This window comes from Streptomyces sp. NPDC033216 (assembly GCF_055577115.1).
This window is the reverse complement of the sequence record NZ_JBVIQK010000019.1, coordinates 32,577-56,010: the sequence shown is the minus strand read 5'-3', so window position 1 is coordinate 56,010 and position 23,434 is coordinate 32,577. Positions and strand designations below refer to the sequence as shown.

Annotated in this window: 15 protein-coding genes, 3 pseudogenes and 1 CRISPR repeat array (1 of these 19 running past the window's edge); of the genes and pseudogenes, 7 read left to right on the top strand and 11 right to left on the bottom strand. The window is 69.8% G+C overall.

The features are described from left to right. A CRISPR array of direct repeats spans window positions 1-3,896; the repeat unit is 29 nt; unit sequence CGGCTCACCTCCGCTCGCGCGGAGAGGAC (it extends 1,135 nt beyond the left edge of the window). Window positions 3,897-3,914: 18 nt separating this feature from the next. The 8 genes from cas2e to ACZ5Y0_RS27940 form a co-directional block, all read right to left on the bottom strand. Further along, window positions 3,915-4,226, bottom strand: coding sequence for a type I-E CRISPR-associated endoribonuclease Cas2e (gene cas2e / locus ACZ5Y0_RS27975; protein ID WP_469131460.1), 312 nt, complete (start codon window positions 4,224-4,226; stop codon window positions 3,915-3,917). Between the two features lie 28 nt (window positions 4,227-4,254). Beyond that, complete coding sequence (gene cas1e, locus ACZ5Y0_RS27970; protein ID WP_469131459.1) at window positions 4,255-5,229, bottom strand: type I-E CRISPR-associated endonuclease Cas1e; 975 nt, start codon at window positions 5,227-5,229, stop codon at window positions 4,255-4,257. Continuing rightward, window positions 5,226-5,900 carry a type I-E CRISPR-associated protein Cas6/Cse3/CasE gene (gene cas6e / locus ACZ5Y0_RS27965; protein WP_469131458.1) on the bottom strand — a complete coding sequence of 225 codons (675 nt, stop codon included), beginning with the start codon at window positions 5,898-5,900 and terminating at the stop codon, window positions 5,226-5,228. The genes cas1e and cas6e overlap by 4 nt, the downstream gene beginning before the upstream one ends. After that, the gene (gene cas5e, locus ACZ5Y0_RS27960; protein ID WP_469131457.1) at window positions 5,897-6,781 is read right to left on the bottom strand and encodes a type I-E CRISPR-associated protein Cas5/CasD; all 885 of its coding nucleotides are present in this window, start codon (window positions 6,779-6,781) and stop codon (window positions 5,897-5,899) included. The genes cas6e and cas5e overlap by 4 nt, the downstream gene beginning before the upstream one ends. Then, complete coding sequence (cas7e, locus tag ACZ5Y0_RS27955; protein WP_469131456.1) at window positions 6,778-7,959, bottom strand: type I-E CRISPR-associated protein Cas7/Cse4/CasC; 1,182 nt, start codon at window positions 7,957-7,959, stop codon at window positions 6,778-6,780. The genes cas5e and cas7e overlap by 4 nt, the downstream gene beginning before the upstream one ends. 81 nt (window positions 7,960-8,040) lie before the next feature. Further along, complete coding sequence (casB, locus tag ACZ5Y0_RS27950; protein ID WP_469131455.1) at window positions 8,041-8,802, bottom strand: type I-E CRISPR-associated protein Cse2/CasB; 762 nt, start codon at window positions 8,800-8,802, stop codon at window positions 8,041-8,043. A 29-nt stretch (window positions 8,803-8,831) separates the two neighbouring features. After that, window positions 8,832-10,427: a type I-E CRISPR-associated protein Cse1/CasA gene (gene casA, locus ACZ5Y0_RS27945; RefSeq protein WP_469131454.1), complete on the bottom strand. Its 1,596-nt coding sequence runs from the start codon at window positions 10,425-10,427 to the stop codon at window positions 8,832-8,834. 193 nt (window positions 10,428-10,620) lie between these two features. Next, on the bottom strand, window positions 10,621-13,521 hold the full coding sequence (locus ACZ5Y0_RS27940) for a CRISPR-associated endonuclease Cas3'' (RefSeq protein WP_469131453.1): 2,901 nt from the start codon (window positions 13,519-13,521) through the stop codon (window positions 10,621-10,623). Window positions 13,522-13,960: 439 nt separating this feature from the next. Between ACZ5Y0_RS27940 and ACZ5Y0_RS27935 the strand changes: the two are divergent. From ACZ5Y0_RS27935 to ACZ5Y0_RS27925, 3 genes and pseudogenes are all read left to right on the top strand, one after another. Then, window positions 13,961-14,207: pseudogene (locus tag ACZ5Y0_RS27935) on the top strand (DUF6207 family protein). A gap of 875 nt (window positions 14,208-15,082) precedes the next feature. Continuing rightward, on the top strand, window positions 15,083-16,051 hold the full coding sequence (locus tag ACZ5Y0_RS27930) for a helix-turn-helix domain-containing protein (protein ID WP_469131452.1): 969 nt from the start codon (window positions 15,083-15,085) through the stop codon (window positions 16,049-16,051). A 27-nt stretch (window positions 16,052-16,078) separates the two neighbouring features. After that, the gene (locus ACZ5Y0_RS27925) at window positions 16,079-16,489 is read left to right on the top strand and encodes a hypothetical protein (protein ID WP_469131451.1); all 411 of its coding nucleotides are present in this window, start codon (window positions 16,079-16,081) and stop codon (window positions 16,487-16,489) included. A 389-nt stretch (window positions 16,490-16,878) separates the two neighbouring features. On the opposite strand, the gene ACZ5Y0_RS27920 is transcribed toward ACZ5Y0_RS27925, so the two are convergent. Then, the gene (locus tag ACZ5Y0_RS27920; RefSeq protein ID WP_469131450.1) at window positions 16,879-17,049 is read right to left on the bottom strand and encodes a hypothetical protein; all 171 of its coding nucleotides are present in this window, start codon (window positions 17,047-17,049) and stop codon (window positions 16,879-16,881) included. 153 nt (window positions 17,050-17,202) lie between these two features. Here ACZ5Y0_RS27920 and ACZ5Y0_RS27915 point away from each other — a divergent pair, with 153 nt between their 5' ends. The 4 genes and pseudogenes from ACZ5Y0_RS27915 (at window position 17,203) to istB (ending at window position 21,052) form a co-directional block, all read left to right on the top strand. After that, a complete protein-coding gene (locus tag ACZ5Y0_RS27915; protein ID WP_469131449.1) occupies window positions 17,203-19,002 on the top strand; it encodes a hypothetical protein in 1,800 nt (599 codons plus the stop codon). Between the two features lie 592 nt (window positions 19,003-19,594). Next, window positions 19,595-19,976, top strand: a pseudogene (gene tpg, locus ACZ5Y0_RS27910) (telomere-protecting terminal protein Tpg); the annotation flags it as partial. After that, on the top strand, window positions 19,891-20,241 hold the full coding sequence (locus tag ACZ5Y0_RS27905) for a hypothetical protein (RefSeq protein WP_469131544.1): 351 nt from the start codon (window positions 19,891-19,893) through the stop codon (window positions 20,239-20,241). The pseudogene tpg and the gene ACZ5Y0_RS27905, both read left to right, overlap by 86 nt. Next, a pseudogene (istB, locus tag ACZ5Y0_RS27900) lies at window positions 20,238-21,052 on the top strand (IS21-like element helper ATPase IstB). Before ACZ5Y0_RS27905 ends, istB begins: the two are co-directional and overlap by 4 nt. Before the next feature lie 164 nt (window positions 21,053-21,216). Here the strand turns inward: istB and ACZ5Y0_RS27895 are convergent. Next, the gene (locus ACZ5Y0_RS27895) at window positions 21,217-22,008 is read right to left on the bottom strand and encodes a carbon-nitrogen hydrolase family protein (RefSeq protein ID WP_469131448.1); all 792 of its coding nucleotides are present in this window, start codon (window positions 22,006-22,008) and stop codon (window positions 21,217-21,219) included. A gap of 258 nt (window positions 22,009-22,266) precedes the next feature. After that, the coding region (locus tag ACZ5Y0_RS27890; protein WP_469131447.1) for an NHL domain-containing protein at window positions 22,267-23,434 on the bottom strand (1,168 nt) is incomplete at its 5' end.

Sequence of the window (23,434 nt, the reverse complement as noted above, 5' to 3'; positions counted from 1 at the left end):
GCCGGTGGTCAGGTACCAGTTCTGCGGCTCACCTCCGCTCGCGCGGAGAGGACAGCGGCTGCAACGGCTCATCGAGCTGTCCAGCCGGCTCACCTCCGCTCGCGCGGAGAGGACGTCGCGGTGTCGCCGGTCAGATCCCATACCGACGGCTCACCTCCGCTCGCGCGGAGAGGACGCGTTCTGCAAGCGGTTCAAGCGGGCCTGGGGCGGCTCACCTCCGCTCGCGCGGAGAGGACGTGCTCTTGGCACCCTTCGGCCGGTACGACTCGGCTCACCTCCGCTCGCGCGGAGAGGACGAAGGTGACACAGCTCCCATAGCGTCAGTTTCCGGCTCACCTCCGCTCGCGCGGAGAGGACCGCCGCCACCAGCTCGCGGGAACGGGCGTCGACGGCTCACCTCCGCTCGCGCGGAGAGGACGTCTTGGCACCCGATCCGATTGCCGCCCAGACCGGCTCACCTCCGCTCGCGCGGAGAGGACGGCGGGGCCCGGAGGACGAAGGAGGAGACGTGGGGCTCACCTCCGCTCGCGCGGAGAGGACACCTGACCCTCGTGGCCTGCGACTTTGATCACCGGCTCACCTCCGCTCGCGCGGAGAGGACTGCTGCTTCATGCCGCCGCGGGCTTCCCACTGCGGCTCACCTCCGCTCGCGCGGAGAGGACTGAACCAGTGCATCAATCCAGTGCCTCAGCGGCGGCTCACCTCCGCTCGCGCGGAGAGGACGCCTGGGTGGCTCGCCTGACGACATGGAGAACCGGCTCACCTCCGCTCGCGCGGAGAGGACCCGGTCAGGCAAGCCGCGGCGGACGCCCGGTGCGGCTCACCTCCGCTCGCGCGGAGAGGACGCCACCACCGTCCTCGGCCCCATCCGTGAGCGCGGCTCACCTCCGCTCGCGCGGAGAGGACTACGACAAGGACCGCGACGGCGCCGTCGAATCCGGCTCACCTCCGCTCGCGCGGAGAGGACGCGCAACGAGGAGTTAACGAGGCAACAAAAAAGGGCTCACCTCCGCTCGCGCGGAGAGGACTCGCCGACGATGTGCTCGGTCGCGGCCTCGACCGGCTCACCTCCGCTCGCGCGGAGAGGACCGCTCGATACAGGCGGCCAGGGCGCTCGCCTGCGGCTCACCTCCGCTCGCGCGGAGAGGACAAAAAGCCCCCGTCCGGATTGGACGGGGGCCGCGGCTCACCTCCGCTCGCGCGGAGAGGACCTGGGGCGGGTGGCTGACGACGCCCACGCCCACGGCTCACCTCCGCTCGCGCGGAGAGGACGACGCACAGCAGCCGCGGAAGGTCGCGGCCCGCTGGCTCACCTCCGCTCGCGCGGAGAGGACGGCTCAGGAGAGACACTTTCTGGCTGATGAGAGGGCTCACCTCCGCTCGCGCGGAGAGGACGCCCTCGGAGGCAGGGTCATCGAGGCCGGCGCCGGCTCACCTCCGCTCGCGCGGAGAGGACGCGGCGGGTCGGGCCGCCTCGCCCCGCCGGCACGGCTCACCTCCGCTCGCGCGGAGAGGACTCACCCCGCGCCTGCTGGCCTCCAACCCGACCCGGCTCACCTCCGCTCGCGCGGAGAGGACTTCGCCGTGCCGGCGTCCTGGGTCCCCGAGGACGGCTCACCTCCGCTCGCGCGGAGAGGACGTGTACTGCGCCGTGTACGTGTAGCTGAAGGACGGCTCACCTCCGCTCGCGCGGAGAGGACGTGTACTGCGCCGTGTACGTGTAGCTGAAGTACGGCTCACCTCCGCTCGCGCGGAGAGGACGCCGACTCTTCGGCTACTCGCTGCTGCTGCATCGGCTCACCTCCGCTCGCGCGGAGAGGACGCCACCGCCAACGCCCGCATCCGCGAGACGTCCGGCTCACCTCCGCTCGCGCGGAGAGGACAGCCCCGTGCTGGAGGCTCTGGAGCGTGAAGGCGGCTCACCTCCGCTCGCGCGGAGAGGACGACCGAGATCCCTACCGCCCCTGTCCCGTCCTCGGCTCACCTCCGCTCGCGCGGAGAGGACGACGCCTGCGCCAGGGGTGGAGCGCTGGGTGACGGCTCACCTCCGCTCGCGCGGAGAGGACGCCGACATCCTCAAAGACGTCATCAACGCCTGCGGCTCACCTCCGCTCGCGCGGAGAGGACGTGCCGCCGCGGAAGCCACCACCGCCGGGATGCGGCTCACCTCCGCTCGCGCGGAGAGGACGGTCCTGCACTGCCAGTGCTCGGTTCCGTCGCCGGCTCACCTCCGCTCGCGCGGAGAGGACTCGACCAGTGGGCGCAGATCTGCCCCACCGAACGGCTCACCTCCGCTCGCGCGGAGAGGACTACCTACGAGGCCGCCCTGGCCCGCGAGTGTGCGGCTCACCTCCGCTCGCGCGGAGAGGACCCGGGCATCCTTGGCGCTGCGCTGCTTGTGGGCGGCTCACCTCCGCTCGCGCGGAGAGGACGTGAGGCCGGCGGTGAGGCGGCGGATGGGGTGCGGCTCACCTCCGCTCGCGCGGAGAGGACGTGCTGGTCCGCGCAGAACCGTTCCCACACGCGGGCTCACCTCCGCTCGCGCGGAGAGGACCTCGTATTCGGGGCCGGCTGGGTTGGTGCAGGCGGCTCACCTCCGCTCGCGCGGAGAGGACCCGTTCAGCGCCGACGCCGCGAAGGCAGCCGCCGGCTCACCTCCGCTCGCGCGGAGAGGACCCGGCCGTCGCCACCATCGAGCGATGCCCCGGCGGCTCACCTCCGCTCGCGCGGAGAGGACAGCTGCTTGGCGACTGCGCCGGCGGGGATGGGCGGCTCACCTCCGCTCGCGCGGAGAGGACGAGGAGGACCCGACGATCCGGCGTTGCCTGTCCGGCTCACCTCCGCTCGCGCGGAGAGGACAGCACCCGACGCCACACACCCCGCCGGGCGGCCGGCTCACCTCCGCTCGCGCGGAGAGGACACGGCAACAGAGGGCACCGTCCGCTGGCGCCCCGGCTCACCTCCGCTCGCGCGGAGAGGACGCGGCCTGATGCCGTTGCACGGCCACGGACAGCGGCTCACCTCCGCTCGCGCGGAGAGGACAGCACGACGTCGATCAGGACCCGATCCCCAAACGGCTCACCTCCGCTCGCGCGGAGAGGACTCCAGTTCGCTGGGGTAGGCCGCGTCGTCGGGCGGCTCACCTCCGCTCGCGCGGAGAGGACGTCTCCTATGAGGTTGATCAGATGGTGTAGGGCGGCTCACCTCCGCTCGCGCGGAGAGGACGTCCAGTCGGGGCTGGGTCCGGTCTTGTAGTGCGGCTCACCTCCGCTCGCGCGGAGAGGACTACTGCTGACGCCCCTGCCCCGACCCGCCCGCCGGCTCACCTCCGCTCGCGCGGAGAGGACTGAGACGTGGATAACGAACAGCCGGACTGGAACGGCTCACCTCCGCTCGCGCGGAGAGGACTCCACCTGGCTACCCCCAGGCCTCTACAACGACGGCTCACCTCCGCTCGCGCGGAGAGGACGCTTGCGGGGGGCGTAGTCAGGCGCTGCGGGGCGGCTCACCTCCGCTCGCGCGGAGAGGACTTGCTCTTCCCCACCCGGATCGGACCACCAGCCGGCTCACCTCCGCTCGCGCGGAGAGGACTCTACCCACCGCGGCCGCGTAAAGTTTCGCCGCGGCTCACCTCCGCTCGCGCGGAGAGGACCTCGCTGGAGTCGGGAGTGGTGCTGGTCGGTGCGGCTCACCTCCGCTCGCGCGGAGAGGACGGGCCCGAGGGCTGGCGGAGTACCTGCTCAGTCGGCTCACCTCCGCTCGCGCGGAGAGGACGTTCCCCGACAGGACCGGGACCACGACCACGCTGGCTCACCTCCGCTCGCGCGGAGAGGACGTCGTCGCGTTTGCGTTCGATGTAGGCGCTGTCGGCTCACCTCCGCTCGCGCGGAGAGGACCCTTTTTGGCCTGCGGTGTTAGGAGTGGTTTGCGGTTTCTTGACCTTCGCTCCTGAACGTGATGAGGGTCAAGCCGTCGAAGTCGATGGGATTACGGCGTTGTTCTCCGGCTGTGCGGAGTTCGAAGCCTTGCTCGTTGTCGCTGGGGTAGGCGAGGACTGCGGTGCCGTTGCCGACGCAGGCGGTGACGGAGGCCCAGAGTTCGTCGCGTACGCGGGCGGAGACGGTGCCGATGTACAGCTCTGGGGTGACTTCGAGGAGCCAGCGGGTGAGGGCGCCGCGGAGGTGGTCGGGGACGGCGGTGGTGGCCAGGACGGTCATAGTGGCCATGTGCGCCGTGCCTTGTGGTGGAGGGGGTTCACAGGGCGGCTCCGTGGTTGGTGCCGCCGGGCAGGGCGCCGGCCACAGGGTCCCACAGGTCGACGAGTTCTTCTTCCGGGTCGGGTTCTTCGCGGTCGCTGTCGGGGTCCAGAAGGCTCTGGATGTCGTGGACGATGCTCGGCAGGAGCCGGAAGAGGCGCAGGCCGTCGCGGAAGGAGCGGCGGGCCTCGGCCTCGGGGTTGGGGGAGGCGTTGAGGGAGAAGGCCAGCGGGATGGTGAGTTCGGCCTTGTAGAGGTCGGCTACGTCGTAGACGAAAGCCTGCTGGTTTCCGTTGTGGACGTATCCCAGGGCGGGTGAGCAGCCGAGGGCGATGATGGCTGCGTGGACTATGCCGTAGAGGCAGGTGTTCGCTGAGGACAGGGCGAGGTTGACGGGGTCCTGGGTGTCCCACTGCGCGGGGTCGTAGGTGCGGCGGAAGCGGCCGATCTTGTACTGCTGGGCGAGGAGCCGGTACTGGGCCTTGACGCGCTGTCCTTCCATGCCGCGCAGCTGCGCCAGGGAGGTACCGGGCGGTACCGAGCCTTTGCCGAAGCGTCGCTCGTACATGGCGGTGGCGACGGCGAGCCGTCGGTCGTTGTCGGCCCAGGAGCGGGCCTGGCGCTCGAGCCAGACGGTGGTGAGGGAGGCCGGCTGGGTTGCGGCGTAGCAGCGGACACCGCCCGATCCGGTGACGACCACGGTGGTGCCGTGGCGGGCGAGGGTGGCCAGGGCGCGGGCGGTGATGGAGGTGCCGGGGCCGAGGAGGACGCAGCTGAGGGCGGCGGTCGGCAGGTAGACGGTCTCCCTGCCTCGCCGGTCGCTGCTCACCTCGGCCAGGACGCCGGTGTCGTCCTGGAGGACGCGGACGACGTCCAGGTAGAGGAACGACAGGGAGTCGGCGAAGCGGGGCAGCATGGCCACCGTGGGGGCGGCGAGTCTGCGGCGGCCGGTATGGGGGACAGGCGCGGTCATGGGGTGCTGGTGCTTTCCCGGGTGGGGGCGAGGGTGAGGAGGCCGCAGCCGTAGGCCTTGCCGCGGCCGATTCCGTCGGTGAGTTTCGCCCGGAGCTGGTCGGGGTCGATGACGGTGGCGGTGCCGTCGAAGCGGGTGCGGGCGTGCCGTATCCGCTGCTGGCCGGTGCCGGGTTTACCGCGGACGCCGGTGGCGCTGTCGAGGGGCTGGGAGTGCAGGGTCAGTACTTTCAGGCCGGCGGTGTCGGCCTGCCGCATCCACCACTCGTCGGCGTGGGCGCCGGTGAGGGGAACGACGGCGGGCAGGTTGTACAGAGAGCGCGTGGTGGCGCCGGGTTTGCGGACGGGGCTGGCCACGCAGCGGAAGTGGACGTTGATCCCGGGGCGCAGTGCGGCCAGGAGGGGGCCGAGGTCGCGGGTGATGGCGGTGGCGTAGGGCTGGGGCAGGCGGCTCAGGTCGGGCTGGTGGGTGGACTGCATGAGGATGCAGGGGCCGGTGGGGGAGTCGTCTGTGCGGTGGAGGACTCCCAGGGCGGCGCGGGGGTCGGGCCCAACTTCGTCGGGGAAGAGCGACATGAGCCGGCGGTGCAGGTGGACGGCGTCGCCGAGGTCGCGGCGGGCGTCGCGGGAGGCGGGGTGGGGGGTGATCCGGGTCAGCCAGACATTGTTCATGGACGGCTTCCCTCGTAGGTGTCGAAGTGGTGGCGGCTGTAGGTGGTGAGGGCGTGGAGGTAGTCGGTGCCCAGGCCGCTCCACTGCTGGGCGGGCGGGGTGACGGTGCGCCGGTACAGGGGGCGGGCCCGGTAGGTGCGCCGGTCGGGGTGGTAGGTGACGGGCTGGTCGTTGAGGCGGGTGGTGGGGTGGGTGGCCTCGGCCGGGTCGGAGCTGGGGGTGTCCTGGGGCAGCGGCAGCTGGTTGAGGGGGTGGTCGGAGAGGAAGTCGACGGTGCGGGCAGCGTTGCCGGGGTGGGGGGCCGGGGCGGCGATCGGCAGGCGCACCAGGTGGTGCAGGGCGCCTTCGGTGAGGGCGAGGAACAGCGGTCCGGTGGGCGGGCAGGCCCGTCGGCCCAGGAACAGCGGCCACCTGGGGGTGCGCAGTGCTTGTGCGCATGCGGTGAGCAGGGGTGTCTGGGTGGGGTTGGTCACGGCGACGGTGAAGGCGGCGTCGGCGAGGTAGTAGCGGTGGGAGAGCAAGGTGGTGGTGTCCCCGGAGCGTTTTTTGCCCTGGGCGGTGGTGACGGTGGCGGCGGCGGGCAGGCCGCCGCCGACGGTGTGCAGGTCGCGCAGGAGGACGCCGGGCCGGTCCACGCGGACGGTGATGCCGAGCTGGGCGAGGTCGTCGATGGGCTCTTCGCGGCTGCGGCCCAGGGCTGCGGCGAGGAGTCCGAGGATGCCGGAGCGGGTGGGGAACGCGGCGGTGTCGCGCTGGTTGAAGTGGCTGTGGTGGCCCCAGGACTGCAGGGGGCCGGCGCAGTGCAGCAGCAGCCCCGCCGCCGGGGCGCCCGCCCCGGAGGCGGCGTCCGGGGCGGGCGTGGGGTGGGTGGTCGTGCTCACGCGGCGGCTCCGGGCGCGGTGGTGGTGAACGCGCTCTGGACGGCGGAGGCGATCAGGTGGTTCAGGCTGGTGTGGCGCTCGCCCAGGCCGTGGTGGCCCTTGGGGTCGAGGCCGGCCCAGCCGGTGTGCAGGATGGCGGAGGTGCCCATGAAGGAGTTCACGGCCTCGGCGTATGCGGACAGGGTGTCGCGGGAGGCGGCCGCGTAGCCGCCGTCGCCGGCCGCCTGCACCGGCTTTTCGAAGGCCGCGGCGAGGGAGAGGGGCCGGTCGCCGCGGACGGTGAGGTGGACCAGGTCCGGCACGGTGTGCGGGGCGGTGGAGTTCTTCTTCGCCTGCGGCAGGGAGGTGACGAACGCGTGCAGGAACGCCTCGGCCAGCTCGCGGGCGGCCGCCAGGTCGCCGCCGAGGTTGTCGGCGAGCTCGGCCAGGTCCACGGTGGCGTAGCGGTAGAAGGTGCCGGCGCTGAACTCGGCGTGGCCCATGTGGGCGCTGCCGGTGGTGTCGTTCCAGGCGGCGGTGACGTCGTCGACGGCGGAGAAGTAGTCGATCTCGACGTCGGTCTGGTGGGTCGTCATGGCGTGGGCGACCTGGACGGCGCCGTCGACGCCGGCGTCGTCGACCTCGGCGAGCATCCGGCCGAAGAGGTTGATGACGCCATTGCGGGACCGCAGGATCGCCGTCACCTCCTCCTTGGGCAGGATGCTCTTGTCGGTGGCCTTCTTGATGTCCTTCGCGCGCTCCAGCTCGTCCCGCCTGGCCTCAGCCAGGTCGGCGAGCGCGGCAACGGCGCTCTGCGGGACGTAGACCATCGCGTTGCCGACCACCTTGTTGGCCTGGACCTGCTTGTCCTTCTCCTCCACCTCGAACTTGATGCCGCTGGCGGCCGCCAGGTGGGCGCCAGCCCGCGCGGCCAGGTCCTCGGGCCAGCCGCGCTCTTCGGCCAGCAGGCGGCTGACGCGCTCCCCGATCCGGCGGGTGCGCAGCGCCGCCTGGCCGACGCGCTGCTCGAAGTCGAGACGGACGGCCCGCTTCCAGCACTGGCTGGACACGCGGGTGCGCAGCACACCCCCGTACTGGACGGTTTTGACCGAGTTGGTGTCGTCCCGGTTGAGGTTGGCGAACGGCACGGTCTGCAGGACGTGGACGCAGATGAAGCGGGCGGACGGCTTCACGGACATGGGAACTCCTCGAGGCACAGCGATGGATGGTGAACTGCGGTCTGACGACCGGTACCGGCCGGTGTGGGCCGGCGTGGTGGATCATCTGCCGTCGGCGTTCTCGGGCTCCCGGCTGTCGGCCTGATCGCGCAGGCGGCGCTCTTCCTCCTGCAGGCGGCGGTAGAAGTCCTGCAGCCAGCGGCGGGTGATCCGGCCGGAGTGCCGCTGCCAGTCGACGAGGTCCTGCAGCAGCCGTGCCCAGTCCACGGGCACGTCGAGGGACCGCAGGTAGCGGACCGAGGCCGGCAGGTGCCGGTGCACACCCGGCACGCCCTGCTTGCACAGCAGGTTCAGGCGGCTCTCCGCGGTCCCGCGTCGCATCTTGCGCTCGTGGCCGGGGCTGCGGATGATGGCCAGCGCGAAGGACGCGCCGAGACTGGTGCCGTAGTCCCTTTCCCCACCCGGGGCCTTGTCCTTGGGGACGGGATCCGGCTCGGCCTCGGCTGCCGGCCCGGCGCTCTCCTCGCCGGACACCACGCCCCTAGTGCCGGTGCCGGTGCCGGTGGGTGGGGTGGTGGGTTCGCGGCGTGCCTGCTCGGCGATCATCGCGGCGACGGCGTAGTACGCCCGCTGGGTGTCCTCGGACACGTTGTGCGGCACCAGGTGGGCGATGACGCGGTGCATCCGCGGAACCGAGTCCAGGTCCTTGCGGATACCGGACCGCAGGGCACTGCGCGCGCCCGGGTCGCCCGCGCACTTGGCCTGCACGGCCTGGGTGAAGGTGCGGTAGCGGTCCAGACGGGTGGGTTCCTCGCCGGGGCGCGGGGCCGGGACCGCCACGGCGGGCGGGGCTTGTGTGGTCACCAGGATCTCCTTCGGATCTGAGGGCTGGTTCATGCGGCGGAACTCGCGCCGGGCTTGCGGGGGCGGGGGTCGCCGAACAGTTCGACACGGGCCTCCTCCACGGCCCGGGCGCCGCGCTGGGTGCGTGTCACCGGCGCGGTGACCTCGTCGTAGGCACGGACCGCGAGATTCAGGAACGCCTTGCGCGCCGCTTTGGCGTCGAGGCCCCCGTCGAGGGAGGTCCCGGTGCGGTCCAGCAGACGGAAGCGGGTCCAGAACTCGGCTTCGGCCGCCGGCCAGTACCGGGCGGCTCCTTGGTGGGCCCAGGCCTCGGCGCTGTCTTTCTGGTCGTTGACGTAGGCCCGCCAGGCCCGGCGCAAGGCGCGCTCCAGGCGCCTGCCGAACTGCTCTCCCATCGCCCGCAGCCGTCCGACGGCAGGCCGGGTGCGGGCCGAGCGCCGTTCGGTGAAGGCGAGGACCGGCGGGGTCACCGAGTCGACGAACTGGGTGTCCTTGGCCTGCCCGTCCTGCTCGAAGCCCAGAGCGTGCACCCGCAGGTCCACGTCCATCTCGATGGCCCACTCGAAGACCTTGGGCCGCCGTGGCTGTGCGACGCCGGGCGGGTCGATGAGCAGCAGCGCGTCCAGGTCCCGCCACAGTGCACGCTGCGAGTCTGCGGGCCGCGGGTAGACGTTGGCCTGCTTGCTGATCTGCCAGATCAGGTAGTCGTCCTGCGGCCGCATGCCGCGGCCCGTGCGGTAGGCCCAGGTGATGTAGGCGTCCCGCACCCGGGAAGCGTCGTCTTCGTCGGGCACCAGGAGCAGGGCGTGCATCGAGGCGGCGGTCAAGCGCGAGCACGGCCCCGTCAGGGCGGCCGGCGGGCCGTCCGGGTCGGGAAGCTCCTCCCACTCCCACGGGCAGCGGTCCTGCTCCCGCTTGACGGCTTTGTCCGGCGGGACGAGCCCGGCCAGCAGCGTCTCGAAAAGGGTGGCCCCTTCGGGGTGGTAGGACAGGGCCGAACGCAGCGGGCCGGCCGTCGCGCTGGCGCTCTTTTGCCCGTTCACCTCCCGGGACGAGCAGCGGCCGGACGGGCCGTAGTAATGCCAGGTCAGCAGGTTGAGCAGTGCCTCTGACGCGGACACAGGGCCGGGGCGGGCATCCAGGCTGTGGTGCCACCAGGCGTGGTTGTTGCCGGACGGGCGCGTCACGACCAGCTTGTTCACCCCGGCCGTGCTGGCCGCGTCGCACTGCTGCACCAGGCGCGGGTCCTGCATCCATGGGCGGCCGTCCTCGCCCGGGTCGAAGAGGAAGAAGCGGCTGCCGTAAGCGGCGGCGTACTCCTCGATGCCCGCCGCCGGGAGCTCACCTTCCTCCAGCAGCTCTTCCCGCCGCTCCAGCCACTCCTCGGGCCCCTCCCGCGCTTCGTCCAGCCCGGTGACGCGGGCGGTGAGCGTGTACAGGGGCCGCAGTAGCGCCGAGTGCGCCGGCGCGTCGGCGACGGCCAGGCTCTCGATGTCGTGACTGCGCAGCAGCAGGTTGCGAAAGCCGACCCTGGGCGGCAGTTCCTCCGCATCCTGCAGGCTGGCGTGCGGCGCCCAGCGCACGGGGATGAGGGGTTCGTACCAGATGTTCGTTGTCGCAGGCATGAGACTCCCGGGGCGATACACAATGAGGCTGGGGTCCCTGCGGGAGCGGGGGTGAGCCGACTGCCGCTCTCAGACGCGGACGCGTCACATCCCCCTGCCTGCGCAAGCAGGTGCTCTCCAAGTCCCCCCGGACTGCGTGGAGTTGAACCGTAGCGAAGACTGCGGCTCTCAGTAGAGCTTTCGTGCGGTTCGGTCATATCTGCTCAAGACCGACCTCTGAAATGGCGATCGTTCGATCACCGCGACGGCACATCCACCGGCCGTCGGAAGTTCTGGTCACCGGCAGCAGGACGACGTCCCGCAGTGTCGAGACCTTCCTCCACCGGGCAGGGTGGTCCTTCGCCGCGTCGCCGCCCCCACGCAACCACATGCCGGGCACCGGGGCGGTGTGGGCGACGACGGCGGCCACGTCGTCCCGGCTCAGGGCCTTCGCGCCCAGGCCGGGCACCGCGCCGCCCGAACCGTCAGGGCTGAGAGAAACAGACCCGTCTCCCTGCACGTATCCACACAGCACCCGGCCCGTGTCCGCCCCCAGCCGAGTGGTGAGCAACTCCTGCGTGACCCCTTCGAGCCGTCGGCTGATGAGGTGCAGCTGGCCCTCGATGTCCCCGGGACCCTTGATACCCACCAGGGCGGCCAGATCGGTCTCCGCCATCTCGGACGCCATACGCCCCACGTCCAAGGACTCGAGCTCGCGCGCGACCGCCGCCTCGAGGCCCTCGACGAAGTCCGGCGCATAGACGGCGTCCACCAACCCCTGCACACCGTCAGGCACCACAATCCCTCCCGCGGCCCGTTCGGCCAGCAGCAAGGAGGTACGCAGGAGCAGACTCACGTCGTAGACCGAACCCCAGGTCACCGGCTTGTCCGCCTTCTGCGCACGGCGGAAGGGGTCAAGGACGACCAGCTTCGGCCGGTCCTCCGCCTGCGCCCACCGCGGCCGTCCGCCAGGCCCCCGGTGGTGGCGGCGTCCACGGCCCGCACGCTGCAGCAACTGCGCCAAGGGGGCCAGGTCGCTGACGACCAGATCGAAGTCGAGATCCAACGACTGCTCCACCACCTGCGTCGCCACCAGGATCGACGCCGGCCGCACCGCCGGCGCCTCGCCGGCCTGCGGCTTGCCGTACGCCGACTCGCAGTGGGAGGTGATCTGCTGGCGGACGTTCGCCGGATACCGCGAATGCAGCAGCCGGATACCGCCCTCCCGCCGCGCCAGATCAGGGAAGGCGACGCACAGGTCCCGGTAGGTGGACTGGGCCTCCGCGACCGTCGTACAGCATACGAGAGCCGCTCCGCCCTCCTCCACGACCGGCCGCAGCTCCTCCCGCAGCGCCTCCCGCCGGCCACCGGACTGCGGCGGCACAACCGCCCCGTCGCCAACGTCCCAGGCCACCCGCCGCACCGTCACCTCGAGAGTGCGCGGGCGGCCACTGCTGGTCACCCGAGCAGCCGGCACCTCACCGGTGACCGCACTCGCGTACAGCCACCCCGGGTAGCGCGCAGCGACAGCGACCGGCTCCAGAAAACCCGCACCCCGGCGATAGGCGTTGACCAGCGATGCCGCGGTACTGCCGGTCAGCGTGGCCGACAGCAGCACCACCGGCGAGCGCAGCGCACCGAGCCACTCCAGCAGCGTGAGCAGCAGCTTGTGCATCCAAGGCCCGTAAGCGTGGGCCTCGTCGACGATGACGACCTTCTCGTGCAGACCGAACAACGGCAGCGCGTTGTACCGCAGAGGCAGCACCCCGCGCAGCACCTGGTCGACGGTCCCCACCGACAAAGGAGCAAGGAACCCTCGCCCCGGCCCGCGCAGCCAGGCGTCCGCCACCACCGCCGTCCCCTCATCCGCGCTGACCTCACCCGCCCGCCCCCGGCCGACCGCCACGCCTGCCGCATCCTGGGCCGCCTGCCCGTACAACGGGTTCAGCCACGCCATGGAGTGCAGCAAGGTGAGCGCCTGCTCCCCGCCAAGCGAAGCCTCGGCGAACTTCCGCACCCGCCGGTACATCGCATCGGCCGTCGCCATGGTCGGCAGCGCCACATACATCCCCCGAGCCCCCGCCGCCCGGCCGAGAACGGAGGCGGCGTACAACGCCGCCTCCGTCTTCCCGTCACCGGTGGGCGCGGTCACCAGCACCAGCCCCGCACTATGCGCTGCGACTAGCCGCGGCAAGCGCTCGACAAGATCCTCCTGCAGCGGGTTAGGGGAGAACGCAAACATCTCGCCGAAGGACTCCGCCTCGAACGTGGCCCGCCCCAACTGCGCCTGAGCCACCAGCCCCGGCGCGGCAGCGCACGCCCGCCGCCAATGCGCATCGACCTCTGCCGGCGTCCCCTGCCAGGCCCCGGCAGCCGGCTGGACGGCCTTGATGGCGCCGATCTGGCTCGCCAGCCAGTCCGCGGTGACCACCAGACCCGTCAGCACCACCGCCATGTCCGCCGAAAGCACACCCCCCGGCACCGCCTCCCCACCGCTCACCCGCCGCAGCTCCTCGAAGTGCAGCCGCCGCTGCTGTGCCCAGCCCGCCTCCCCAAGCCCCGGCTGGTACTGACTCGGCACCCGCAACTGCGCCACAGACAGCTTGGCCCCGAAGACCCCATGGTGTCCCCCCAGCAGCTGGCCCACCCAGTGAGCCACCGGTGCCTTCGCTCCCCCCACCCCGGAAGTAGCCCGCCGGACCGGATAGCCCTCTTCCGCCAGCAGCGTGGCAAGAGACCAATGCGTCGCCATCTCGTGCCGAAACCCCCGGTCCCGCTCGGCACCCGGCGCGAAAAGATAGGCTGCATCGGCACGCACCTTCTCGAACAGCGACGCCACCTGCGCCTGAAAGACCGGCGTGATCTTCCCCAGATCGTGAAGACCCGCCCACAACGACAGCACCGCCCGGCAGTCCTCCACCTCCAGAGCCAGCTGCTCGGTGAACCGCTGCCGCGCATGGGTGGACAGCAACACGTCCCACAGCACACCGAAGACCGCGGCGACGTCCAGCAGGTGGCACATCACCGGGTACGCATACTCGAGACCGTGCTCCTTGCCCCAGAGCCTGGGATCAGGACAGGCACAGACCCGCGAGACTTCCTGATAGTTCGTCACAAAGGCACTGCTATCAGGGCTCACTGACAACAGGCTCTGACCAGCCAGAACACCGACCACGCGAGGGCGCCCAAGCCAAGCAGCAACCTGGAGACCTGCACCGCCGAAAGAACGACCTGGCCGACGAGGTCCTCGTCGTCAACCGGGGCGCCTACATCGGCGACAGCACCCGTAACGAGATCGACTACGAGGTCGCGGTTGGACGTCGGAGTGGCATCGGCTGAGGCGGGTCCATGTCACGTGCCATGCCTTCCACCGCGGACGTGCCGTCGCCCCCGGCCTGAGGTCCCGCGATGGCCCTTTGGGTGAGGCGGTACCACGGGGGTTTCCTGCGGGGTGCGGGGCGGGGGGCTGCGCAGGCCGCAGCGGCTGATGCCCTGCGAGATGGTGCCCTCGACGCCGGCGCGGGTGTTGTAGCGGGTCTTCCAGGTGTCGGTGTGTGGGTAGATCGGTAGACGTCGCGGGTGCGGACGACGCCACCGCTTTGGCTTTCCAGGAGGTGCTTGCCGGACGCTGGACGAAAGCGACAGATGGCCAGGACGCCAGGCAAGCCGGGCGTACGGCTGCGCTGCCACCTCGATCTGCGCCAGAAGCCCCCGCCGTGGTCGGCCCAAACACGGCGTAGCGATCACGGCGAGGCAGGGTCCTTGCCGAACAGCGGTACCTGGCTAGGCCAACGTCCGTGAGGAGCGTGCTCTCGAGGGTGGCGAGCCGTGCGGAACCGTGCCAGTGGTCTGTTCGGGTTGTCGGCGTACAGGCAGGTCTTCGTACACACCGACTTCCCCCAGATTTTGTTGACACGGTTGTGGATCTTGAGAGCGCGGGTGGGGGGGCGCACGAGGGGTGTACAAGGGGACGCGGAGGTCTGCGCGGGCGTACTCGAATTCGTCGATTCATCCGGCATGCCCTGTTTGGGTGACCGTTTATGATCATTTACAGCCGTTTGTGGGCGGGGTCTTCTGACGGCGACCGTCTGCGGGGTGATGGGCACCCGTACCCACGACACTACTTTCCGGCATCACAGCGCTGCACAAGGTAGTAGCGTCCTGCTCCCGGCATCTTCTGCCGGACGGCAAAGACCCCGGCACCGTTGGTTGGTCGCCTCGCGCCGGGGTCTTGTCGCTCTCAGCGCCAGCCCCGAGACAAGGGAGGTCTCCGATGTCGCTGTGCCGACGCCGAATTCGTTTTCCCGCAGGCACGTGTGCACTTGCGGTGAAAACGAGTCGTGACCGTATCATCCCGCCGCCACCCCCGGCCCAAACCCTGGTGTGGCATGTCAAGGCTGTCATGCTCCGCGGAAGCCTGCCCATTGCTGCGATCTGTCTCTCCATGCTCGCGGTTCCGGACGCTCTGCCGCCGCGTGTACTGCCTCTGATGGCCCTCTTTCTGACAACTGCTCACGGATCTGTGCTGGTCCGCCAGCGGATTTACCGCCGCTGACCCGAGGGCCGCCCGGGGTGCGAGCAGACGCTCGCACCCCGGGCTGTCTCAGGCCCTTCGGCCGCTCCTGGCCGCAGGGCCGGTACAGATACCCGCCCAGCACCCCCGAAAGAGGTCCCTGGTGTCCACCCGTTCCCGCCTCCAGACGGCTGACAACGCGCCACACCCCACCCGTTCCGCCCCTGCGGCCGACTTGCCCCGTGGCCGTCCTTCTCCTACAGCCGACCCGGCCCGTTCCCGCCGCTGCACCGAGGCCCTGCGCGACATCGCCGAGGACTGCACCGTGGTCTCCGAGTCCCTGCTGCTCAATGCCTACAGCGCTGCCACACCGAACACCGAACTCCTCCAGCTCCTAATCGATCTCCGGGATCTGGTGGACGAGGCGATCGGAGTCGTCGTCGTCCGCCAGCGTGCCCAGGGGGAGCCGCTCGCCGACCTCGCCCCGATCGCCAAGCGCACTCAGGACCGGCTGCGTAAGAAGTACAACCCGACCTCCGTCGACCGTGCCCTGGCCACCCGCAGCCGTCCCAGCCCCGCAACCCCCGCCTACAGCACCGGAACTGCCCCGGACGCGCCCACCCTGCGCCACCCGCGTCAGCGTCTGGCCACTGCCCTGACCCGGATGAAGGAAGGTTCCGGCCGCCGCCAGCGCGAACTCGCCGCGAAGATGGGCATCGACGAGTCCTATGCCTCACGCATGCTCTCCGGCCACCGCGCCACCCACTGGAAATACGTCAAAATCATCTGCGAGGCGTGCGACATCGACCCCGAGCTGATGAAACCGCTGTGGGAAGTGGCTGCCGGCATCCAACCTTCGGACACCGAGAACCCAGTCACCTACCTGCGTACCTACCTCCAGGGTTTGCATTACGCATTCGGCTCACCCGAGCCCGAAATCATTCTCGCGGCTGTCCAGCACGCCCTGAGCGCCGACGACCTAGCCCGCGCCCTCAACGGGCCCGGCGTCCCCGACTGGCCAGTGATCGATCGGCTCACCTTCGCCCTGCAGAGCCTGCCCACCGTCGCCCGGCCCCTGTGGCGCCGCGCCCAGTCGGCCGCCGAGAACGACCCCACCGACACCCACAGCTGAACCGCCTACCCATCGGGGGAAAGGACCATGAAGCCCACAGCGCCCACCGCGTCCGTGCTCACGACCGCCTTCTACGCCTTCTACGACCTGCACCGCGAGGCCTACCACGCCTATGCCGCCGCGCGCCTCTCCCAAGAAGAAGCCCAGCTCAGCGTCACCCAGATCTTCGACCTCATCGCCAATAACTGGACCTGGCTCATGACTAATCAGCGCCCCTCCGCCTGGGCGTGGGAAAAGCACATTTGGGCCGTCGCCCGCCGCGCCGGCCGTACTCCCACCCCAGCCGAGGACACCGCGCTCCTGCACGACGGCCTGCGCCTGAGTATCGACCGCATCGCCACCATCACCGGAACCGACCCCGCCCGGGTCACCACGCTCTTGGCCGCCGCCCGCCGGCCCAACCGCCCTCCCCAGTCGCGCTCCACGCCCACGGGATGAACGAGCGCCCTCGGAGCGCTCGCTACCGGTAGCCGGTAGCGAGGTGCAGCTGACGCGATTGGAACCCAACTACCAGTCAGGCTGAAGGGGCGGGCCGTCAGGACGAGCCACTGGTGCGCTGCCGGGTCTCCCAGAGCCGGGGGTGTTGTGTGTCACAGGCTTCTGAGCCGGCTGTGCCCGTCAGGCGTTGGAACCGGCACGACGGCCGGCGCTTCGGTGCGTGGAGTGCTCGTCGATCGACGACTTGCTCCGAGAATCCGCCGACGACAAGGCGGCGGGAATCCTCCGCTGTCGGTGTCTTGTCGGCCGCGCCGGTAATCCAGCAGGGCGTCGGGGAGGACGGCCTCGCCGCCCTCGATGGGGTGGTGGACCTCAGGGAGGAAGTCCGGCTACTGGCCGCCTCCGGTTGATGTGACGAGGGCGATGAGCACGAGAAGGCAGGTGGCCAGGGCGATGACGTCCGTTGAGCTCCACCCCTGTTGGAGGGCCAGCACGAGCGCGGCGGCAACGACGTACGGCCACGACTGGCGCTGTCGCTGCGGTGAGTTGGGCGTGAGCACGGTGGGCCTCCGAAGATTGACTGGTCTGTTGGAGACCTACGTTCATCCATGGTTTCGTTGTCCGGCGTAGCGGCATGCGATTGCTGCAGGTGAAGGCTCATAAATCGCGGACAACCCGGGATTGTCCCGGGACAAGGCGGAGCGGGGGAGCGGATGGGGCGGCCGCTGGGGGACCTGAAGGGGCTGACGGAACAGGCTGACGAGTTCGCCCGCTGGTTACGCAAGATCACCCATGGGGTGACGGTGCGGACCTTGGAGAAGGAATTCCCCCATGGCAAGACCTCGTGGAGCAGGTTCCGCGATGGCAGCCGACTGCCGCCTGCGACCTTGGTGGAGGAGGTGACCACTCGCTTCGTACGCGAGCCTGAGATGCGCAAGCGCCAACTGGAGCACGGACTGCGCCTGCTTGCTGCTGCTGAGCGGGCTGCCAGAGACCTGTCTGAACAGGCTGAGCCATCCGGCACTGACCTACCGGCGACCCGGGCAGCCCAGCGACATACTGATGTCGCCGCGCTTGCTCTGCGTCTGGACGACGCTCGCCTGCTGCAGTTCGAGGCGACGCGGAAGTATGAAGCCTCCGAGCGGCGCCGCGAGGAGCTGGAGACGATGGTCTCGGTCCTGGAACAGCGCATCACCATCTTGGAAAGCGAACGCGATCGGGCCAGGGAAGACGTCCGCGCGGAACTGCAGCGTGAACTGCAGATGTCGCGGGAGTACCGGCGGCAGGCAGGCGAGAGGCTGCGAGAGGCCGGCCGAGCCGTGGAGCGGGCCCGGGAACTGCGGCTTGCGGCTGACAAGCAAGTAGCTCGTAAGCAGCACGAGCTGCGACGCGTCGACGGCCACGTCGCGGAGGGATCTCCGCGGCTCACACCAGGCACGACCATGGCTGAAGATCTACAACTACCACCCCTGGACCGCATCCAGGAGTTCTTCGACGCCAACAAGCAACAGATGGACGCCTTGGACAAGGAGCTGAACGACCTCGGTAGGGAGCTCGGCGTCCACGACTCCCAGGACTTGCCCGGCGACCCTGCCACGCATCACGTCATCTGGGGGCAGGTCGTCGAGCCGACAGGGCAAGACGAGTATGTCCCCAGACAGACGACGGACAACGCGCGAAAACCGCTGACCAGCGCAAATACCGTGCAGGCGGCCAGGGAAATCGGATCCGAGGCGTCCCCGACGGACGTCTACGCTGCGGCCGAGCGTCCTCGACCCGCCATGTCGACAGCGTTGGTCATTGGCTTGCGCACAGCAAGCACTCCGGACGCGCTGGCGACGGCGCTCTCCCAGTTACGGCGCCGCGCTGGAGCTCAGCCGATCCGAGAACTGGCCGCCGCGTTGCCCGACGACATGAGAGACGACGTGCTCGGCGCCGCAGTCGGGCGCTGGATCGACGGCGACGTCCTCCCCGACACATGGCCTCACCTCGAGGCCCTGGTACGCCAGATGGGCGCCACGGATGACGAAGCATCGGCGTTCGAACAGGCCTACCGGAGGATCGCCTCCAGCGGCGGCCCCTCCTCGTGGAGCGCCCGTAATTACGACCTAGCCGACCTGTCTCCCTTCGCCCGCGGCCTACGCCACATCCTTGGCGCACCTGCCACGCAGCCCCGGAAGTTTGAGTGGGGCATAGCTGTCTTTGCGCCGACCGCTGTCTTCGGAATGACGACCGCCTACACGGCCGGCCTTCAGGCATCCCCCCGCCCCGCCCCGGCCACGCTGAGCGTCTACGGGGCCCTCCTGCTGGCCGGATGCCTCTTCGTCCTGCTCCTCACTGCGCGGGTCGCGGTCCTGTGCGCACGAGAGGAGCACTCGCCGTTGAACAAACGGTTCGGCGCCGCCTGCCTCGCGGCCAGCGTGCTCGCCGCTCCAGCAGGGCTCGCACTTCCCTGGCTTTTGGACTCAAACATCCCAGGCCGGTGGCTTGCCCGCCTCATGGGGCTCTTATAGGACTGGGCTTCTGGCCAGAACCGCCGCAACTACGTGTGGGACAACGGCTCCGGCACCGCTACCTCCCGCAACGACCACCGCCGCTTCATTGATGACCAGCCCTGGTGCCACCACCGCCACGGCGGCCGTCCACTGGGCACCGATCCCACCGCTTTTTTGCTTTCCAGATGTTCGTTCCGGCGCGGTTGTTGCCGGTCGAGCGCGCCAGCGTCGACGACTAGGAGCACGACGTCTCCTGCGCGCCGGGGACGGGGGAGTCGGTGCGCAGACGCCGTCTTTCGAACGCTTGAAAGAAGTAGCCCGCCGCGTGGTCGGGGTCGCGCTGGGCGTTGCGGCACGGGTTGCGCCGGCTGTTGCCCGGTCCGGATTCCGTCAGCTGTCGCTTCCGCAGGCCAGGTGCCGTAGGGGGTGTTCCGGATCCGGTGACACCCCCCCTATGACACCCCACCGCCCCGACCACAGGAAGGAAGACAGGAAGGTGGGGCGGGACGGACGGCTGACAGACGAGGGGATCGAGCCGTAGCTCGTATGTTCCGCGCGGCGGGCGCCGCACAGTTCGGCTGACACAGGGGTGCCGGGCCGGGGGAACGGTGGCACCCGGGCGGTGGCTGACGCGCTCGGCGTCTCGCAGCGCACCGTAGGGCGCTACGTGAAGGACCAGATCCGCCGGCCTCGCCCAGCGCCTAGCCGACGCCGTGCGCGAGCGGTGGCAGCCCCGCATCCGCGCCCAAGCCCGCCGCCAGGCCGCCACCAGCACCGGCCTGGTCGTCGACACCCGCGCCCGCTTCGGCTTCACCGCGGCACCCGGTACCACCGACGACGCCCGCATCCGCCACCTGACCATCGCCCTGGCCCCCCAGCACGCGGCCCGACTCTTCGACGCCCACGATGCCGGCGCCAGCGAGCAGCGGCTGCGCGACATCACCGCCGAAGGCCTCGGCGAGATGTACTACCGGGATCGCGACCGCGCTGCGGGCCGGCGCGCTGACTGCCGACGCGGTCGCCCTGGAGGCTCGCAAGTGGGGCGAGGCCGACCAGGGCGCCGAACAGCCGGCCGACCAGGACACCCAGCGCCGCCGGGTGGACGGCGGGGCGACGGTGACCTCGCTGATCGAGCGGCGCCTGGCCGCGCTGCCGCCCGATCCCAGGTCGCTGCCGTCGGTGGCCGTCTACGACCAGCTGCTGCGATTCCGTCGGCGTCCGGCCGACGGCCAGGCATACCAGGAAGAGGCACCGTGACCGCCAAGCGCAACCGCGGACTGACCGAACAGGCCGCCGACACCGCCGTGGACCAGGCGTGCCGGATGCTCCGGCTGCCCACCATCCGCTCCCAGTACCCGAGCTGGCCGAAGCCGCCGGCCGCGACCAGATGACGTATCGCGGGTTCCTGGCAGAAGTGCTGCTGTCCGAATGCGACGACCGGGCACGGCGCCGCTCGGAGCGACGGATCAAGGCAGCCGGCTTTCCGCGCGAGAAGTCGATCCGGCAGTTCGACTTCGACGCCAACCCGGTTATCGACGCGGCTGCCATCCACACCCTCGCCAAGTGCGACTGGGTCAAGAAGGGCTTGCCGCTGTGCCTGATCGGCGACAGCGGAACCCGGCAAGTCGCACCTGCTTATCGCGCTGGGCACCGAGGAGGCGATGCACGAGTGCCGGGTGAAGTACGTGCTGGCCACCAAGCTCGTCAACGAGCTGGTGGAGGCGGCCGACGAGAAGCTGCTGGCCAAGACCATCGCCCCGCTACGGCCGCGTCGATCTTTTGTGCATTGATGAACTCGGCTATATGGAGCTTGATCGTCGCGGGGTGGAGCTGCTGTTCCAGTATTGACGGAGCGTGAGGAAAAGAATTCTGTGGCGATCGCCTCCAACGAATCCTTCGGAGGCTGGACCAAAACCTTCACGGATCCAAGGCACTGTGCGGCCATTGGACCGATTGACGTTCGGCGGCAACATCATCGAAACCGGCACCGACCCCTACCGGCTGGCCGCCACCCGCGCCCCGCGCCGAACAGCAGGCCGCCTGGGCCGCCGCGGTCGCCGCGGGCTGACGAAGACGGCGCCGTCCTACGGGCCGGGCACGGTGGCGCCCTTTTGCCCGGCCGGAGAGGCGTTGACGCGAGGCCCCCTTCATCGAGGTGTCCGTATCTGTGGGCCGGGCGACACTGACCCCAGTCAAACGGCAAGGTCGAACGATTCAACCGAACTCGACAACTCAAGAACAAGTTTTCAGGCGTTGCGCGAGCAGTGGCGTGGCTTCGGCGGGATCGATGTCGCAGACCAACAGCCCGGGCTTTCCGTAAGGCTGATGGCTAAGCAGCGTGCCGTCCGGCCGCACTACGGCGGATGTCGTGGGCGATCCCGCGCTCGCGCAGTTGACGGCGGCGACGTAACAATTGTTCTCGGCGGCGCGACAGAGAAATGCCTTCTCGTGGAAGGAATTTCTCGGGTCGGCGAATTCAGTTGGCTGAAACGCGCCGGGCTCTGCTTCGCTATAGTGGGGGTGGAACACCAACTGGGCGCCGTTGCGCACGGCCCAGCGTACCGTCTCCGGATAGCGAAAGCCCTCGTGGCAAATCACGATGCCGAAGCGGAAGCTGTCGACTTCGAATATCCGGCGATCGCTGCCCGCCTCGTATGTGGAATCTTCTGCTGGGTCGAGCTGCACCTTGTCCTGATAACCCGCTCGATCGCCGTCGGGTCGAAGTACGAGCGTGGTCAGACGTGGCTTGTCGGAAACGTACCGCTCCGTACCGAGCACCACGTAGATGTGGCTCTCCCGCGCGGCCTGGGCGATGCGCTCGTGCGCAGCTTCCAAGAAGTTGGCGCTCGTGGCCTTACGCGATTGCGGCGGCCATGGGTAGCCCGGCACGTACGCTTCCGGGAAGCACACGATATGCGCGTCGGCAGCAGCAGCGGCTCTGACCGCGCGCTCGGCTCGCACCACGGAGTCTTCTGGATTCTCGGGTATTTCGAGGTTGGCGAGCGCGATGCGAAGTCTTGTCATGCGACTCATTGTGCTGCACAGCACGACACCCTCAACCGCTTCGAGACGGTCTTCAAGAAACTCACGGCCTGAACCTGGAGACAGCACGAGACCCCGGGCGCGGCCATGGCAGCCCGGGGTTTCGTGCGCGTTCGACAGGTTCAACACCCGCCGACGGCTGACGTCACGCCCAGGCAGTCTTGACCGAGGTCCCGGGGTTGATCGGCATGGTTTCGGCCACTGCGGGCAAGGACGGGATCGCCCCTGCTCCCTCGTGTGTCACACCGGGAGCAGCTGCCACTGCCGGCCGCGGTGGTCACCCTCCGACCCGTACTGCTTGATCACCGTGCGGGCATTGGTGTCGACTTGCAGGAGCAGGCCGCTGTTGCGGTTCGCGATCTCGTACACCCGGGGGGTGTCGGTCAGCGAGCCCACGGGGATCAGCCGCCATTGCTGGTGATGTGCGTCGTCACCCCCGTAGGCGCGCTGCGCGACCACCGCCCCGGCCGTCTCCTGCGCTCCGGCGATCTCCAGGACCTTGCCGCTGCGCACGTTCTCGATCGTGTACAGGACGTCGCCGTTGTTTTGGCCTGACACGACCAGGCGCCACCGCTGGTGGTCCCTGGGGGCGGTCAGGGACTGGTGGATCTCGGCTCCGTCCTTGGTGGACTCACGCGCGGCCGCCATCCGCAACTTGCTCCGGACGTTGGCCCAGGAAACCACCGCGCCCGAGGCGGGGAGCCCGGCCATGGGTGCTGCCGCGATCTTCCGAACCCGGTGGTTGCAGTGGTCGGCGATATAGAGGGCGTCGACGCAGTTCACAGCGAGCCCCAACGGGTTGCGCAGCTGGGCCAAGGCGGCCGTATCACCGTCACCGCCGAAGTCCGCGGTGCCCGTGCCGGCGACCGTGCTGATCTTCCCGTCAGTTGTGACCTTCCGAACCCGGTGGCCGTTGTATTCGGAGATGTAGAGGGTGCCGGTGCTGTCCACCACCAGCCCCGCCGGGTTGTGTAGCTGGGCCGAGATTGCCGGGCCGCCGTCACCGTCAGAACCCTCGGTGCCCGTGCCGGCGACCGTGCTGATTTTCCCGTCAGCCGTGACCTTCCGGACCCGGTGGTTGAGGTGGTCGGTGATGTAGAGGTTGCCTACGTTGTCCACCGCCGCCCCACGCGGGCCATTGAGATGGGCGTCGGTGGCGGAACCGCCGTCACCGCCGAAGTCCGGGGTGCCCGTGCCGGCGACCGTGCTGATCTTCCCGTCAGCCGTGACCTTCCGAACCCGGTGATTGTCGGAATCGGCGATGTAGAGGATGCCCGCACCATCCACCGCCACCCCACGCGGGGTATTGAGGTGGGCGTCGGTGGCGGAACCGCCGTCACCGCCGAAGTCCGGGGTGCCCGTGCCGGCGACCGTGCTGATCTTCCCGTCAGCCGTGACCTTCCGAACC